This window comes from Tropicibacter alexandrii (assembly GCF_003667315.2).
GTDB classification, from domain to species: domain Bacteria; phylum Pseudomonadota; class Alphaproteobacteria; order Rhodobacterales; family Rhodobacteraceae; genus Tropicibacter; species Tropicibacter alexandrii.
This window is the reverse complement of the sequence record NZ_RCTZ02000001.1, coordinates 93,864-109,287: the sequence shown is the minus strand read 5'-3', so window position 1 is coordinate 109,287 and position 15,424 is coordinate 93,864. Positions and strand designations below refer to the sequence as shown.

Below are 15,424 nucleotides of genomic sequence, written 5' to 3'. Positions count from 1 at the left end.
GCGCTGACGCGCATTCACCCCCGAGGTATTTCTGGACCAAAGAAGCCGGGGCGAGGAGAGAATAATATGCCGTTTGACATCATCAGGGCGGATATCACGACGCTGTCGGTGGATGCCATTGTTAATGCTGCGAACCGGTCGCTCTTGGGCGGGGGCGGCGTGGACGGGGCGATCCATCGCGCGGCGGGGCCGGGGCTTTTGGCAGAGTGTCGGACGCTTGGCGGTTGCACGCCGGGGGAGGCGAAATTGACCGGGGCGTATGATCTGCCTGCGCGTTACGTCATTCACACGGTTGGACCGATCTGGCGCGGTGGCGATGATGGCGAGGTTGAAGTGCTGGCGCGCTGCTATGCCAGTAGCCTTGAATTGGCGGCGCAGGCGGGGTGTCGCAGCATTGCCTTTCCGGCGATTTCCACCGGGGCCTACGGGTTTCCGCACGATCTGGCAGCACAGATTGCCGTCGACGCTGTTGCGGACACTGAACTGGATGTGACGTTGGTGGCGCTGGATGTGCGCACGCAACGCCACTTGACGAATGCAAGGCGCAAGAAGGAAAAGACCCATGTTTGACACGATCCTGATTGCCAACCGGGGCGAGATTGCCTGCCGGGTGATCGAGACAGCGCGGGCCATGGGCCTGCGGACGGTGGCGGTGCATTCCGATGTGGATGCGGCGGCGAAACACGTCGAGATGGCCGATCTGGCGGTGTCGCTGGGCGGGGCGTCGCCTGCTGAAAGCTATCTGCGGGGCGATGCGATCATCGCCGCCGCCAAGGCCACCGGCGCGCAGGCGATCCATCCGGGCTATGGCTTCTTGTCGGAGAACCCCGATTTCGTCGATGCGGTCGAGGCGGCGGGGCTGACCTTTGTCGGCCCGTCTGCCAAGGCGATCCGGGCGATGGGGCTGAAGGACGCGGCCAAGCGCCTGATGGACGAGGCGGGCGTACCGATTGTCCCTGGCTATCTGGGCGAGGATCAGGAACCGTCGCGGCTAGAGGTCGAGGCGGACCGGATCGGCTACCCGGTGCTGATCAAGGCCGTGGCGGGCGGCGGCGGCAAGGGGATGCGGCTGGTCGAACGGCCCGAAGATTTCATCGACGCGCTGGAACGGGCCAAGGCCGAGGCGCGCACAGCCTTTGGCAATGACGCCGTCTTGATCGAGAAATTCATCACCCAGCCGCGCCATATCGAGGTGCAGGTCTTTGGCGATGGCACCCGTGCCGTGCATCTGTTCGAACGGGATTGTTCGCTTCAGCGCCGTCACCAGAAGGTCATCGAGGAGGCCCCCGCGCCGGGCATGACGCCCGAGATGCGCGAGGCCATGGGCGCGGCGGCCGTGCGCGCCGCCGAGGCGATCGGTTACAAGGGCGCGGGCACGATCGAGTTCATCGTGGATGGCTCGGATGGGCTGCGGACGGACGGCTTTTGGTTCATGGAGATGAACACGCGCCTTCAGGTGGAACACCCGGTGACGGAAGCCATCACCGGCGTCGATCTGGTGGAATGGCAGATCCGGGTCGCGGCGGGCGAAAGCCTACCCATGCGGCAGGAGGACCTGACCATCACCGGCCATGCCTTCGAGGCGCGGCTCTATGCCGAGGACGTGCCCGCAGGCTTCCTGCCCGCGACGGGTCGGCTGGCGCATCTGGCCTTCCCCGAAGGCGTGCGGGCAGATAGCGGCGTGCGCACGGGCGACGAGATCAGCCCGCATTATGACCCGATGATTGCCAAGGTGATCGTGCATGGGCCCACGCGGGAGGTGGCCTTGCAACGGCTGGTGCGCGGGCTTTCGGAAACGCAGGTGGCGGGGACGGTGACGAACCTTGGCTTTCTGGGGGCCTTGGCGCGGCATGCGGGTTTTGCCAAGGGCGCGGTCGATACCGGGCTGATCGCGCGGGATATCGAGGCGCTGACGGCGGTGGAGCCGGTTTCGGTGCAGGCAATCGCGCAAGCCGGGCTGGTGGCGCTGGGGCTGGACCGGGCGACCGGGTGGGAGACCGGGTTCAGCCTGTGGGCGCCGCTCAATCGGCAGGTCGCGTTGGGTCATGACGGGCAGGAGACCGCCTTGATCCTGCGCAGCCTCGGGCCGGATGAGGCAACGGTTGTCGTCGATGGGACCGACGTGCAGGCGCGCCGCGTCGGCACCCGCTGGTGGTTCGACGGGCAACCGGGGGCGGAGGTGTTCACCGATGGCGCGTCGGTGACGCTGTTCGGCGCGCAGAGCCGCAGGTTCGACATCATCGACCCGCTCAGCCGCGACGCGGCGGCGATGGCCGGCGATGACCTGACCCTTGCGCCCATGCCGGGGCGGGTTGTCTCTGTCCATGTCCATGCCGGGCAACAGGTCAGCGCGGGCGACCGGCTCGCCGTGCTGGAGGCGATGAAGATGGAACACACCATGGTGGCGGCCCGCGACGGGGTGATTGCCGAGGTGCTGGTGCAAGAGGCAGATCAGGTCGAGGCGGGCGCGCCGCTGGTCCGGTTGGAGGAAGAGGCATGATCAAGCTGCATCACGTTCAATATGGGCGCTCTTTCCGGGTGCTTTGGCTGATCGAGGAGATCGGCGAGGAGGTTTTTGGCGGGCTCGAAGTGATCGAGCACCGCATCGGCACCAAGGAGATGGCGCAAAGCGACCTGCGCCGCGTCTCGCCCGCGACGCGCATTCCGGCGATCGAGTTCGACGGCTTGGAGATGTCCGAATCCGGCGCGATTATCGAATACCTGACAGAGGTTTACGCCCCGGCCTTGAACCGCCCCGTGAACAGCCCGGAACGGCCCGAATTCCTGCAATGGCTGCACTATGCGGAAACGATGGCCAGCCTGATCGAGCAGTTGAACCTGCAAATGGTGTTCCTGCGGCCCCCGGCGAAACCCTCGCCCATCGTGGTCAAGCTGAACGTGGCGCGGCTGCGCCAGACGCTGGCCGGGATGGAAGCGCGGATGGAACATGACTGGCTGCTGAAATCGGGCTTTTCGGCGGCGGATATCATGTTCGGCTTCAACCTGTTCGCCACGCGCTATTACGTTGACATGACACAATTTCCCAAGCTCGAAGCCTATTGGGCGCGCATTCAGGACCGGCCCTCTTTTCAGCGCTGTGTGGCGCGCGAAGGCGCACAGCGGTTCTACGCGCAGGATTTTTATCCGGTGCCCGAGGCATGAGCGAGCGGGTCGAGATCTTCGAAGTCGGGCCGCGTGACGGTTTGCAGAACGAAACCGCGCAGATCGCCACGGCGGACAAGATCGCTCTGGTCAACCTGCTGTCGCGGGCCGGGTTTCGGCGGATCGAATGCGCCAGCTTCGTCAGCCCGAAATGGGTGCCGCAAATGGCCGATAGCGGTGATGTCTTGGCGGGCATCACCCGTGCGCCGGGCGTGCGCTATGCCGCTTTGACGCCGAATCTCAAGGGGTTGGAGCGCGCTCTTGAGGCGGGCGCCGATGAGGTCGCGGTGTTCGGCTCGGCCTCCGAAGGGTTTTCGAAGGCCAATATCAACGCCACCCGCGCCGAGGCGCTCGACCGGTTCAAGCCGGTGGTCGAGGCGGCGCGTGCCGCGAACCTGCCGGTGCGGGGCTATGTGTCCTGCGTGGTCGAGTGTCCTTATGACGGGGCGGTGGACCCATTCGAAGTGGCCGGGGTCGTGGCGGCCCTGCGCGACATGGGCTGCTACGAAGTGAGCCTTGGCGACACGATCGGGCGCGGCACGCCCGAGGCGGTCGCGGCCATGCTGGACGCGGTGCTGGAAGAGATGCCCGCCGCGCAGTTGGCCGGGCATTTCCACGACACGGGCGGCATGGCGCTGGCCAATATCGAGGTGGCGCTGGACAAGGGGGTGCGGGTCTTCGACGCCGCCGTGGGGGGCTTGGGCGGTTGTCCCTACGCGCCCGGCGCGGCGGGCAATGTGGCCACGGAAAAGGTGTATGACCTGCTGACCGACAAGGGCTTTGACACCGGGTTGGACCGCGCCCTGATCGCGGAGGCGGCGCAGATGGCGCGGGCCTTGCGCGCGTGCTGATCCAGATCGCACATCTATATGCGACGGGCTGTCTGGCGATTGCCTTCTTTCAGGTCGCGCTGATCGCGGGCGCGCCTTTGGGCGCCTATACGCAAGGCGGCCAGCACGAGGGGGCCTTGCCGGTCAGGGGCCGGATCGTGGCGGCGGTGTCGATCCCGGTGCTGCTGTTCCAAGGGCTGGCGATGCTCAGCGCGGCGGGGTTTCCCGGGCTCGGCTGGCCGCGCTGGACAGGCTGGGCGGCGCTGGCGGTCAGCGTGGTGACCTGTATCCTCAACGGGATCACGCCATCCCCCCGCGAACGGGCGCTGTGGTTTCCGATCACCTTGGTGATGGCGGGACTCGCGGCCTATGTCATGATCGTCACGCTGAAGGGCTGACCGCGACGCATCCGCGCGGCATTTTGCGCGAAATCAAGGCATTGTCGCCCTATACCCTTGTGCGCAAAGAAAAAATGCCCGAAGACCCGCCGGGACTGTCACCGAAATCAATCCATTGAACAGGTGCGCGCCGTGTTGACCCTGACACGTACCGGGGATAAGTCAGGCGCAGACTTGCGATCCGGGCGCGCCCGCGCCCTCACTCCGAAGGAGCCGCCTCGTGGAAGAGATGCTGCGGGAATACCTTCCCATCCTCATTTTCCTGGCCGTCGCCATCGGCCTCGGGATCGTTCTGATCCTCGCGGCCGTCGTTCTGGCGGTGCGCAACCCCGACCCGGAGAAGGTGTCCGCCTATGAATGCGGGTTCAACGCCTTTGACGACGCACGGATGAAGTTCGACGTGCGCTTTTACCTGGTGTCGATCCTGTTCATCATCTTCGATCTGGAAATCGCGTTCCTGTTCCCATGGGCCGTGACCTTTGCAGACATGTCGATGGTCAGCTTCTGGTCGATGATGGTGTTCCTTGCGGTGCTGACCGCGGGCTTTGCCTATGAATGGAAGAAGGGGGCACTGGAATGGGAGTGATGACCGGGGCGAACACCGCCGGGCCTGACCGTGAGGTTGCGACCCAGACGCTGAACCGCGAGTTGCAGGACAAGGGCTTTCTGCTGACCTCGACCGAGGACATCATCAACTGGGCGCGCACCGGCTCGCTGCACTGGATGACCTTTGGTCTGGCCTGCTGCGCGGTCGAGATGATGCATTCCTCGATGCCGCGTTACGATCTGGAACGGTTCGGCACCGCGCCGCGCGCCTCGCCGCGCCAGTCCGACCTGATGATCGTGGCAGGCACGCTGACCAACAAGATGGCCCCGGCGCTGCGCAAGGTCTATGACCAGATGCCGGAACCGCGCTATGTGATCTCGATGGGGTCCTGCGCCAATGGCGGCGGCTATTATCACTACAGCTACTCGGTGGTGCGCGGTTGTGACCGCATCGTGCCGGTCGACGTCTACGTGCCGGGCTGCCCGCCCACGGCGGAGGCGCTGGTCTATGGCATCATGGCGCTGCAACGCAAGATCCGCCGCACGGGGACGATCACACGATGAACGAACTTGGCACCCATATCGAGATGAAGCGCCCGGATTGCGTGATCGCCTGGGACGTGACCCATGACGAGCTGAACGTCGATGTCGCCCCGCAGAACATCGCCGGTTTCGTCGAGTTCCTGAAAACCGATCCGACCTGCCGCTTCACCTCGCTGGTGGATATCACCGGCGTCGACTACCCCGAGCGGGCCAAGCGGTTCGACGTGGTCTACCACTTCCTGTCGATGTACCAGAACCAGCGCATCCGCCTGCGGGTGTCTGTTCGCGAGGATGAGATGGTGCCGTCGATCGTGTCGGTGCATCCCAGCGCGAACTGGTTCGAGCGCGAGGTGTTCGACATGTTCGGCATCCTGTTCTCGGGGCACCCGGACCTGCGCCGCATCCTGACGGATTACGGCTTTCGCGGCTATCCGCTGCGCAAGGACTTCCCGACGACCGGCTACACCGAAGTGCGCTATGACGAAGAGCAGAAGCGCGTCGTCTACGAGCCGGTGAGCCTCGTTCAGGAATACCGCCAGTTCGATTTCATGTCCCCGTGGGAAGGCGCAAAATACGTGCTGCCGGGTGACGAAAAAGAGGCGAAATGATGAGCCAAGGAGAAATTGGATGGATAGGTCTCCTATCACTTCTTCTCCCGGGTGTGATTCTGCTCGCTCTTAATTTGTTGGCTGTTGCCGCATTCTGGAAGATTATGCCCCGTTATGGATATAGCAAGTACCTCAGCTTACTTTGCTTTTTCCTGTGGGTCGGCAACATTGCTATAATTGTCTTTCTGTGGCTAATAGCACTCTCAGACGGAGAAAAATCCAAATGATGGACGGCTCCAAAGGTTTCGAAGACGCCCTGACGGGCGAGCAGAAGATCCGCAACTTCAACATCAATTTCGGGCCTCAACACCCCGCGGCGCACGGCGTGCTGCGTCTGGTGCTGGAGCTGGATGGCGAGATCGTGGAACGCTGCGACCCGCATATCGGCCTGCTGCATCGCGGTACGGAAAAGCTCATGGAGAGCCGGACCTACCTGCAGAACCTGCCCTATTTCGACCGGCTCGATTACGTCGCACCGATGAACCAGGAACATGCCTGGTGTCTGGCCATCGAAAAGCTGACCGGCATCGAGGTGCCGCGCCGTGGCTCGCTGATCCGGGTTCTGTATTCGGAAATCGGGCGTATTCTGAACCACCTGCTGAACGTCACGACGCAGGCCATGGATGTGGGTGCGCTGACGCCGCCGCTCTGGGGCTTCGAGGAACGCGAAAAGCTGATGGAATTCTACGAGCGGGCCTGCGGTGCGCGTCTGCACGCGGCCTATTTCCGCCCCGGTGGCGTCCATCAGGATCTGTCCCCGAAGCTGATCGACGATATCGAGACCTGGGCGAATGAATTCCCGGCGCGGCTTCAGGACATCGACGACCTGCTGACCGAGAACCGAATCTTCAAGCAGCGTAACTGCGATATCGGTGTGGTCACCGAAGAAGAGATCAACGACTGGGGCTTCTCCGGCGTGATGGTGCGCGGGTCGGGGCTGGCTTGGGACCTGCGCCGCGCGCAGCCCTATGAATGCTACGACGAGTTCGACTTCCAGATCCCGGTGGGCAAGAATGGCGATTGCTACGATCGGTATCTCTGCCGCATGGCCGAGATGCGCGAGAGCATCAAGATCATCCATCAGGCGATTGCCAAGCTGCGCGCGCCCGAGGGCCAAGGCGATGTGCTGGCCCGCGGCAAGTTCACCCCCCCGAAGCGCGGCGAGATGAAGACCTCGATGGAAGCGCTGATCCACCACTTCAAGCTGTATACCGAGGGCTTCCACGTTCCGGCGGGCGAGGTCTATTGCGCGGTCGAGGCGCCCAAGGGCGAGTTCGGCGTGTATCTGGTGGCCGATGGCACCAACAAGCCGTATCGCGCCAAGCTGCGCGCGCCCGGCTTCCTGCATTTGCAGGCGATGGACCATGTGGCGACTGGCCACCAACTGGCGGACGTTGCGGCGATCATCGGCACCATGGACGTGGTGTTCGGCGAGATCGACCGCTGAGCGCGGACGGGCAGGAGGGATGACCATGAAGAAGATCGTGTGCGGAATGGCGGCCCTCGCGGTGACTGCCGGGTGTGTCATGGCGCCCAAGGACGTGACCGAGGCGGATCTGGCGAATTTCGACGCGGCGGTGGCCTCGATCGGCTGCGATCTCGTCGGCGAAAGCGATTACCTGCCGGTGGAACTGCAAACCGGGTTGCCCCGCGAGAAGGTCGTCGAAGTGGCGCAATACCGCGTCGCCCAAGAGCAGGCCGTCGGGCTGGAGAATGGCGGCGTGCGCCTGATCACCGGCGCTTGTGCCCCCAAGGACGTGTGACATGAGGTAGGATGGGTGATCACCCATCCTACTTGCGGACAGCCCCCGATACGGGCGATTGGATGAACCGGGGGCGGCTGTCCCTGACGTAAGACGGAGAGACGGCATGCTGCGCAGGCTGCATCACGAGCAACCCGAGAGCTTCGAATTCACCCCGGCCAACCTCGCCTGGGCCAAGGAGCAGATCACCAAGTACCCGGCGGGGCGTCAGGCCAGCGCCATCATCCCGCTCTTGTGGCGCGCGCAGGAGCAGGAGGGCTGGTTGACCCGTCCCGCCATCGAACACGTCGCCGACATGCTCGATCTGGCCTATATCCGCGCCCTCGAGGTTGCGACCTTTTACTTCATGTTCCAGTTGCAGCCGGTCGGCTCGGTCGCGCATGTGCAGATCTGCGGCACCCTGTCCTGCATGATCTGCGGCGCCGAGGACCTGATCGCCGTCTGCCGCGAAAAGATCGCCGACAAGCCGCATGCCCTGTCCGCCGATGGCAAGTTCTCGTGGGAAGAGGTGGAATGCCTCGGGGCCTGCACGAACGCGCCGATGGCCCAGATCGGCAAGGATTACTACGAGGATTTGACCGCCGACGGGTTGCGCGACCTGCTCGACCGTCTGGCCAAGGGCGAGGTGCCGCAGGTCGGCCCGCAGAACAGCCGCTTTGGTGCCGAGCCCGAGGGCGGCCTGACCTCGCTGACGGAATTCGTCAACGCCAACATCACGCTGAACGCCAGCGCCCAGTTGGCACATGACATCGGCGACACGGTCAAGCGCATCGACGGCACCGAGGTGCCGCTGCGCGCGCCTTGGGGTGACCAGTCCGGCTCCCGCGCCGAGGATGGCGGCGAGGTCAAGATCAAGCCGTCTGCCGGTGAACCCGTCGACAAGACCGGCATCGACGAGCGCGAGGCCAAGGCCCAGCCCAAGGCGAAACCCGACAGCAAGTCGACGCCGTCCGGCGAAACCACGGCCCCTGCGGCCGAGGCGGACGATGTGGGCGAAAAGCCCGCTGGCTTGACCGAAGCGCGCGACGGCAAACCCGACGATCTCAAGCAGATCAAGGGCGTCGGCCCGAAGCTGGAAAAGCTGCTCAACAGCCTTGGCTTCTATCATTTCGACCAGATCGCGGCTTGGACCGAGGCGGAACTGGCGTGGGTCGATGCCAATCTCGAAGGCTTCCGGGGCCGTGCCAGCCGCGACGAATGGGTCGCGCAGGCCAAGGTCCTCGCCGGGGGCGGCGAGACCGACTTCTCGAACCGGGTCAAGGATGGCGACGTCTATTGATCGGTCGCAAATTGTGCAACGAAGGCCCGGGTTTTGCCCGGGCCTTTTGTTTTACGCCTAAAGTGTCGGGGCAGGGGCGATTTCCGCATTTGCCCTTTGGCCTTCACCACGCAATAGTTGACTCAACGAAAAGTCAATTCATTGGGAGGGATGAGGGATGAATGACATGAACAGCGGATGTTCGGCCAAGTGCTGGGGCGCAGCGGCGCTGATGGGGTTGTTCACCATCGTGATGCTGGTCGTGGCGGGGCAGAAATCGGTGCTGACGGCGATCATCCTCGGCGGATTGGCCTTTGCCCTTCTGGGGCTGCTTTTCAACTGGCTGTTCTGCGCGCCACTGCCCAAGCCAGCCCCGCGCGAAACGGCAGTGCCCGGCAGCGCAGGCGGCATGGGCGCGCTTGTGCCCGATGAGGTCAAGCCGGGTGCGGCCGCCGGTGAAGCGCAGGCAGCCCGCGCCGAGGTTGCGAAGCAGGCGGAGGAGGCCGAAGCGCAAAGCGCCGAGGTCGAGGCCGAGGCCAGCGCGGATGACAGCGATATCGAACCGGCGGAGACCTCGGATGACGGGGAAACCGCCGAGGCCGAGACGCCGCAGGCCTCAAGCGATGGGGAGTACAAGGTGAAGCCGTCCAAGGCCTTGGCCGGGCAAGCCGAGCTGTCCTCGCGCAAAGGCTCGTGGCGATATGAGGGCGACGGCGCGGACGAAAGTGCGGAACCGGATGCGGCAAAAGCCGAGCCGGCCGAACCGGAAGCCGCCAAATCCGAGCCTGCGGAACCGGCTGCTGAGACCACGGAACCCGCTGAACCCACCGACGCCAAGCCCAGTTCTGAGGCGCCCGAAGGCGGCTCTGGCCTGAAGCCCTCGAAACCGCTGGCCGGAGAGGCGGACCTCGCGTCGCGCAAGGGCAGCTGGAAATACGAGGGCGGTGATGCGGCGGCCACGACCGGCGACACTTCCGAGGATTTCGACAAGGATGGCAAGCTTGAGGGCACGGGCGAGGGCGAAAAGCCCGCCATGATGGACGCTCCGCGTGAAGGTGGTCCGGATAACCTGAAGGAAATCAAGGGGATCGGCCCCAAGCTGGAAAAGCTGTGCCACAGCATGGGGATCTATCACTTTGACCAGATCGCCGCTTGGACCGATCAGGAAATCGCTTGGGTCAATGCCAACCTGACCGGCTTCAAGGGCCGCGTGACCCGCGATGACTGGGTCGGTCAGGCCAAGATCCTGATGACCGGGGCGGAGACCGAGTTTTCGCAACGCGTCGAGGACGGCAAAGTCTACTGATTTTACCAAGTGTCAGGCATGAATGGTCGCAGGGAACCGCCGAAGGTCCCTGCGACATCGCTTTGGCTTGCATGCCCGCGCAGGCTGTGTCAGGCCTGAGGCAGCACTGTTGGGGAGGAACGGGGCTGTTCCGGGCGTGGGTGGGCCACGCCCTGTCAAGCTATGGAGCAATGACGTGACAACCAAATCCCCGTATTTCGCAATGACCCCGGACTTTTCGCCGTTTATCAAGATGGTGGCCTTCCAGACGGAATTCGCCATGCAGGCGACCCAGGGCATGATGAAGCTGGCCATGATGCCGTGGCAGGGCCTTCAGGGCATGGCGCCTGCCTATGGCTCCATCTGCACACCGTTCGGCGTGGCCGCGGTGAAGGTGGCCGTGGAAAGCGGCGAGACCGCCGAAGAGGTGGCCGAGATTTCCGCAAAGCACCTCGAAGAGGAAATCGAGGCGGCGCAGGTCGTGGCGAAGGAGATCGCCTATGACGTGAGCCATGTCGAGACATCGGTTGCCGAACCGGTCGCAGAAGCCGCCGCTGAAACGGTCGACGCAGTGGCCGAACCGGCCCAAGAGGTCGCGACCGCCGCGGCAGAGGGTGGCCCCGTCCAGCCCGCCATGCTGAAGGCGGCGCAAGGCACGGCGGACGATCTGACCGTGCTGACCGGCGTTGGCCCGAAATTGGCTCAAACGCTCAATGAAATGGGTATCTTCCACCTTGACCAGATCGCAAAATGGACCGATCAGAACGTCGCGTGGATGGATGAGAACCTTCCCGGCGTCAAAGGCCGTGCATCCGGCAACGGATGGGTGGCGCAGGCCGTGGAATTGGGTAAATAAGGGCGGAGGCAGGGCATGGCGGATTCTGACGACCTCGACCGGCGCAAGCGCGCCATCGCGCTGGTGATCGCCGGGACGGGCATCGTCTGGGTCATCGCCAATGCCCTGGGCGCAGCGCTGGACTGGAGCCAGCGCGCGCGGGCCTTCTTTGATCTGGCGGCTGGCGCCGGGTTTCTGTGGGCCTTCTGGATGATGTACGGGCTCTGGCGTGCCAGCCAGAAGAACAAGGACTGAGAGATGCTTGCTGACCAGGACCGGATCTTTACCAACATTTACGGGATGCATGACCGCACCCTGGACGGCGCGAAGAAGCGCGGACACTGGGACGGCACCGCTGGTCTGATCCAGAAGGGCCGCGACTGGATCATCGACGAGATGAAGGCCTCCGGTCTGCGGGGCCGGGGCGGTGCGGGCTTCCCCACCGGTCTGAAATGGTCCTTCATGCCGAAGGAAAGCGACGGTCGCCCGTCCTATCTGGTCGTGAACGCCGACGAATCCGAGCCGGGCACCTGCAAGGACCGCGAGATCATGCGCCACGATCCGCACACGCTGATCGAGGGCTGCCTGATCGCGTCCTTCGCGATGCAGGCGCATGCCTGCTACATCTACATTCGCGGCGAATACATCCGCGAGAAAGAGGCGCTTCAGGCCGCCATCGACGAGGCCTATGATGCGGGCCTTCTGGGCAAGAATGCCGCTGGCTCGGGTTGGGATTTCGACCTGTACCTGCATCACGGCGCGGGCGCTTATATCTGCGGCGAGGAAACCGCGCTGCTCGAAAGCCTCGAAGGCAAGAAGGGCATGCCCCGGATGAAACCGCCCTTCCCGGCGGGCGCGGGCCTGTATGGTTGCCCGACCACGGTGAACAACGTCGAATCCATCGCAGTGGTCCCGACCATCCTGCGCCGCGGCGCGTCGTGGTTCGCGGGCTTTGGCCGTCAGAACAACGCGGGCACGAAACTGTTCGCGATCTCCGGCCATGTGAACCGGCCCTGCGTCGTCGAAGAGGCCATGTCGATCACCTTCGAGGAGCTGATCGAAAAGCATTGCGGCGGCATTCGCGGCGGCTGGGACAACCTCAAGGCGGTGATCCCCGGCGGCTCGTCCGTGCCGTGTGTGCGCGGTGAAAAGATGCGCGATGCGGTGATGGATTTCGATTATCTGCGCGGCGAGCTGGGCTCTGGCCTTGGCACGGCGGCGGTGATCGTGATGGACAAGCAAACCGACATCATCAAGGGCATCTGGCGTCTGGCCAAGTTCTACAAGCACGAAAGCTGTGGCCAGTGTACGCCCTGCCGCGAGGGCACCGGCTGGATGATGCGCGTGATGGAGCGCCTTGTGAACGGCAACGCCGACCCCGAGGAAATCGATATGCTGTGGGACGTGACCAAGCAGGTCGAGGGCCACACGATCTGTGCGCTTGGCGACGCGGCGGCTTGGCCGATCCAAGGTCTGATCCGCAATTTCCGCGACGAGATCGAGGATCGGATCAAGGCGCAGAAAACCGGACGCGTCAGCGCGGTTGCCGCTGAATAAGACAGACGACACGGGCAGGCGGCGCGATGCGCGGTCCGGACGCTGATCCGGGCTGCGGCATGCCGCCTGAGCCCGGCCCCCAGACCCCGCCCATCTGCGCAAGACGGGCACCGGCGGTTAGGCATTTTCGAAAAGCCGTTGATACCAGCATGTGATGCCGAACAGCATCACTTCTGTTGAATTTCCACGACTTTCTCGCGGCCATCGCACAACCGCGATACGAGGCACTCAATCAAACGTTGAAAGGCCTCCGCATGCGTCTCATCCCTTCCGCCTTTATTCTGGTCACCGTGCTGGCTGGTTGTTCCGATGGCTCCGTCTCGCATGATGGGGCCGGCGACTCGCGTCTCGGCCTTGCGATCCACTCCGCCAAGAGCGAATCCTGCACCGTCGTCAGCGACGGCAGCGCCACCATCAAAAAGGGGCGTTTCCTCGGGGCTGATACGTTCCGCATCGATGGCAATATCGCGGGGACGAAGATCGTCTGCACGCAGGCCAATGGTCGCGTGCGTGAGTCGAATTCCTACCTCGTCAATTACACCTCGTTCCGCACGCCGATCTCTTACACGATCTACATGCCCAAGGACCCCAACGACATGACGGCCTATACGACCGGGATCGTGGTGCAGGGGCGCACGCAGTTCGAAAGCCGGGGCGAGACGGTCTTCCGCTGGGTCAAATGACGCCAAACAAAACGGGACCACGCCATGTCCGGCGCGGTCCCGCAGGGACGTGTCACTCGGTCTTGGTCACGTCCTTCAGGTTCTCTTGATCTGCCTCGGGCATCCCTTCGGAGATGTCCTCATGCGTTTCGGGATGCTTCTTGCGCCCGACCTGATCCTTTTGCTCGAATTTCTCGGTCTGCTCCTCGGCGATCTTCTCGCGTTCGGAAAGCGGGCGGCTTTTGATGTTGTCGGCCATGGTAAAATCCTCCTTTGGTTATGGAGCAAACCATGAGACCTGCCGGGTTGTTCCGCGACGCGGGGCGGCCCACGGTCTTGGCCGGGGACCAAGTCGTGCCGGGCCGGGCGGGCCGCAAAGGTCTTTTCTTGCTTCTGGACCGCAGGCGGATAACATGGTTCGGCACAAAGGGTGAGGCCGTCCATGGGGTTCTTCGGGCGACGCAAATGTCAGCGGTGCCGGACACCGCTTCGCGCGGGCAGCGATGCCTGCCCCTATTGCGGGTTCGATCCGGGCCGCGCGGTCGCGCACCGGCCCGATCCGGAGCCGGTCGCCTATGATGCTGAATCCGCTCGATTGATCGAGGATGACATCGCCCCGGAGGCCGCGCCGTGGCAGGCCGCCCCCGAACGTGCGCAGGTTCCTGACCGCCCGAAATCCGCCCCCGCGCGCAAGGCGCCGTGGCAGACCGCGACGGATCACCCGGTGGCCGACACCGTCGAGGGCCCGTGGGCGAGGCCCGACATGGACGAGACCGCGCCCGAAGCCGTTCCGGTGGCCGGCGACTGGGGCGCGCGCCAGATCGAGGAGACATCGTTGGAGCGCATGGTGCGCGAGACGCCGCCAGCACCCCCGGCGAAAAAGCCAAACAAGCTGGTCTGGCTCACATTCCTGTTCTTGTTTGCGATGGTGATGCGTTTCTTGTTCGGCGCATGAGGCGGGGCGACTTGACCTCGTGCCGGGGAGGGCAGAGAATGTCCGAACTGCAGGAAAGGGATTTCGATGCTCAGATTTGTCTTGATCGCGGCCTTGGCCGTTTCCGTCAGCAGCGTTTCGGGGTGCAGTCGGCTGGGTCTCGGGTCGTTCGCCAAGGCCGAGCGCACCACGTTTGACGGGCAGCGTTTCCGCGGCAAGGCACGGGCGACCACCGGCAAGGAGCCGGTGCATTTCGTCTCGACCGTCAACGGCGTGTCAAAATCGCTCGACGGGGCGGTTGCCGCCGCCGAACATCAGGGCAAGATCCACTGCATCAAGTATTACGGCACCTCGGACATCGACTGGGAGGTCGGCCCCGACACCCCGCGCGAGGCGCTGGGGCTGGAAAATGACTCCGTGACCTTCATGGGCACCTGCCGCGACCGCTGAACCGCGGCCCGATCCGCCTTGTGGGCCCGCCGCGATCGGCGGGCTTTCGCGTTTCCGGGCGCAGCGATCCGTGGATTTCCGCCCATCCCGGCACGGTTTGCGTCCTGATATTGAATATCCGGGGGCTGCGACGCCAGATCGGCGCAATCGAAAACCTGAAGGAGGCCGAGCATGCGCCTGATTCTGACCCTGGCCCTGAGCGTCGCGCTCGCGGGCCCGGCCCTCGCCAAACCACCGCTGCGGGATGTGGCCGAGATCGACAACGCCCTGATGATGATCGCCATCGCGAACGAGATTCGCGAGGAATGCGACGGAATCGACGCGCGGATGATCCGTGCGTGGTCGACCATCAATGACCTGCGCGCGCGGGCGCGGGCGCTCGGCTACACCAATGCGGAAATCGACGCCTATACCGGCTCGAAATCGGAAAAGAAGCGGATGCGCGCCAAGGCCGAAAGCTGGTTGCGGACCCAAGGGGTCGACGCGGCGAAGACGCCCGAATTGTGCGCCTTCGGGCAGGGCGAAATCGCCAAGGGCAGCGCGATCGGACGGCTTTTGCACTAATCCCGACCAAATTACCTTGGTAATAATCT

At 64.0% G+C, this 15,424-nt stretch carries 20 protein-coding genes; 19 read left to right on the top strand and 1 reads right to left on the bottom strand.

Translation table 11 applies throughout. The annotated features are described in order from the left end of the window. Positions 1-66: 66 nt before the first annotated feature. From D8Z78_RS00565 to D8Z78_RS00490, 16 genes are all read left to right on the top strand, one after another. Positions 67-570: an O-acetyl-ADP-ribose deacetylase gene (locus D8Z78_RS00565; protein ID WP_121629999.1), complete on the top strand. Its 504-nt coding sequence runs from the start codon at positions 67-69 to the stop codon at positions 568-570. Beyond that, a complete protein-coding gene (locus D8Z78_RS00560) occupies positions 563-2,500 on the top strand; it encodes an ATP-binding protein (RefSeq protein WP_121630000.1) in 1,938 nt (645 codons plus the stop codon). Before D8Z78_RS00565 ends, D8Z78_RS00560 begins: the two co-directional genes overlap by 8 nt. Further along, on the top strand, positions 2,497-3,162 hold the full coding sequence (locus tag D8Z78_RS00555) for a glutathione S-transferase family protein (protein ID WP_121630001.1): 666 nt from the start codon (positions 2,497-2,499) through the stop codon (positions 3,160-3,162). Before D8Z78_RS00560 ends, D8Z78_RS00555 begins: the two co-directional genes overlap by 4 nt. Further along, positions 3,159-4,013 carry a hydroxymethylglutaryl-CoA lyase gene (locus D8Z78_RS00550; protein ID WP_121630002.1) on the top strand — a complete coding sequence of 285 codons (855 nt, stop codon included), beginning with the start codon at positions 3,159-3,161 and terminating at the stop codon, positions 4,011-4,013. Before D8Z78_RS00555 ends, D8Z78_RS00550 begins: the two co-directional genes overlap by 4 nt. After that, positions 4,007-4,390 carry a hypothetical protein gene (locus D8Z78_RS00545; protein ID WP_164932852.1) on the top strand — a complete coding sequence of 128 codons (384 nt, stop codon included), beginning with the start codon at positions 4,007-4,009 and terminating at the stop codon, positions 4,388-4,390. The genes D8Z78_RS00550 and D8Z78_RS00545 overlap by 7 nt, the downstream gene beginning before the upstream one ends. 220 nt (positions 4,391-4,610) lie before the next feature. After that, positions 4,611-4,976 carry an NADH-quinone oxidoreductase subunit A gene (locus tag D8Z78_RS00540; protein WP_121630003.1) on the top strand — a complete coding sequence of 122 codons (366 nt, stop codon included), beginning with the start codon at positions 4,611-4,613 and terminating at the stop codon, positions 4,974-4,976. Beyond that, the gene (locus D8Z78_RS00535; protein WP_206169614.1) at positions 4,967-5,500 is read left to right on the top strand and encodes a NuoB/complex I 20 kDa subunit family protein; all 534 of its coding nucleotides are present in this window, start codon (positions 4,967-4,969) and stop codon (positions 5,498-5,500) included. Before D8Z78_RS00540 ends, D8Z78_RS00535 begins: the two co-directional genes overlap by 10 nt. Next, a complete protein-coding gene (locus D8Z78_RS00530; RefSeq protein ID WP_121630004.1) occupies positions 5,497-6,087 on the top strand; it encodes an NADH-quinone oxidoreductase subunit C in 591 nt (196 codons plus the stop codon). Before D8Z78_RS00535 ends, D8Z78_RS00530 begins: the two co-directional genes overlap by 4 nt. A gap of 223 nt (positions 6,088-6,310) precedes the next feature. Further along, complete coding sequence (locus D8Z78_RS00525; RefSeq protein WP_121630006.1) at positions 6,311-7,534, top strand: NADH-quinone oxidoreductase subunit D; 1,224 nt, start codon at positions 6,311-6,313, stop codon at positions 7,532-7,534. Between the two features lie 25 nt (positions 7,535-7,559). Next, positions 7,560-7,850 carry a hypothetical protein gene (locus D8Z78_RS00520; RefSeq protein ID WP_240671957.1) on the top strand — a complete coding sequence of 97 codons (291 nt, stop codon included), beginning with the start codon at positions 7,560-7,562 and terminating at the stop codon, positions 7,848-7,850. 106 nt (positions 7,851-7,956) lie between these two features. After that, positions 7,957-9,129, top strand: a complete 1,173-nt coding sequence (locus tag D8Z78_RS00515) for an NADH-quinone oxidoreductase subunit E (protein WP_121630008.1) — start codon at positions 7,957-7,959, stop codon at positions 9,127-9,129. 166 nt (positions 9,130-9,295) lie between these two features. Then, complete coding sequence (locus D8Z78_RS00510) at positions 9,296-10,414, top strand: hypothetical protein (protein WP_128910546.1); 1,119 nt, start codon at positions 9,296-9,298, stop codon at positions 10,412-10,414. 175 nt (positions 10,415-10,589) lie between these two features. Beyond that, on the top strand, positions 10,590-11,249 hold the full coding sequence (locus D8Z78_RS00505) for a helix-hairpin-helix domain-containing protein (protein ID WP_128910545.1): 660 nt from the start codon (positions 10,590-10,592) through the stop codon (positions 11,247-11,249). Positions 11,250-11,264: 15 nt separating this feature from the next. Next, a complete protein-coding gene (locus tag D8Z78_RS00500) occupies positions 11,265-11,483 on the top strand; it encodes a DUF5337 domain-containing protein (protein WP_121630011.1) in 219 nt (72 codons plus the stop codon). Positions 11,484-11,486: 3 nt separating this feature from the next. Beyond that, a complete protein-coding gene (gene nuoF / locus D8Z78_RS00495) occupies positions 11,487-12,785 on the top strand; it encodes an NADH-quinone oxidoreductase subunit NuoF (protein ID WP_121630012.1) in 1,299 nt (432 codons plus the stop codon). Positions 12,786-13,039: 254 nt separating this feature from the next. Then, the gene (locus D8Z78_RS00490; protein ID WP_121630013.1) at positions 13,040-13,468 is read left to right on the top strand and encodes a hypothetical protein; all 429 of its coding nucleotides are present in this window, start codon (positions 13,040-13,042) and stop codon (positions 13,466-13,468) included. 52 nt (positions 13,469-13,520) lie between these two features. On the opposite strand, the gene D8Z78_RS00485 is transcribed toward D8Z78_RS00490, so the two are convergent. Beyond that, a complete protein-coding gene (locus D8Z78_RS00485) occupies positions 13,521-13,706 on the bottom strand; it encodes a hypothetical protein (RefSeq protein ID WP_121630014.1) in 186 nt (61 codons plus the stop codon). 183 nt (positions 13,707-13,889) lie between these two features. Between D8Z78_RS00485 and D8Z78_RS00480 the strand changes: the two genes are divergently transcribed. The 3 genes from D8Z78_RS00480 to D8Z78_RS00470 all read left to right on the top strand — a co-directional run bounded on the left by D8Z78_RS00480 (position 13,890) and on the right by D8Z78_RS00470 (position 15,395). After that, positions 13,890-14,402, top strand: coding sequence for a flagellar biosynthesis protein FlhF (locus D8Z78_RS00480; protein ID WP_121630015.1), 513 nt, complete (start codon positions 13,890-13,892; stop codon positions 14,400-14,402). A gap of 66 nt (positions 14,403-14,468) precedes the next feature. Next, positions 14,469-14,831 (top strand): hypothetical protein, encoded by a 363-nt coding sequence (locus tag D8Z78_RS00475; protein ID WP_121630016.1) that lies wholly within the window; start codon positions 14,469-14,471, stop codon positions 14,829-14,831. Between the two features lie 171 nt (positions 14,832-15,002). Beyond that, positions 15,003-15,395 carry a DUF5333 domain-containing protein gene (locus tag D8Z78_RS00470; RefSeq protein ID WP_121630017.1) on the top strand — a complete coding sequence of 131 codons (393 nt, stop codon included), beginning with the start codon at positions 15,003-15,005 and terminating at the stop codon, positions 15,393-15,395. Positions 15,396-15,424: the final 29 nt, after the last annotated feature.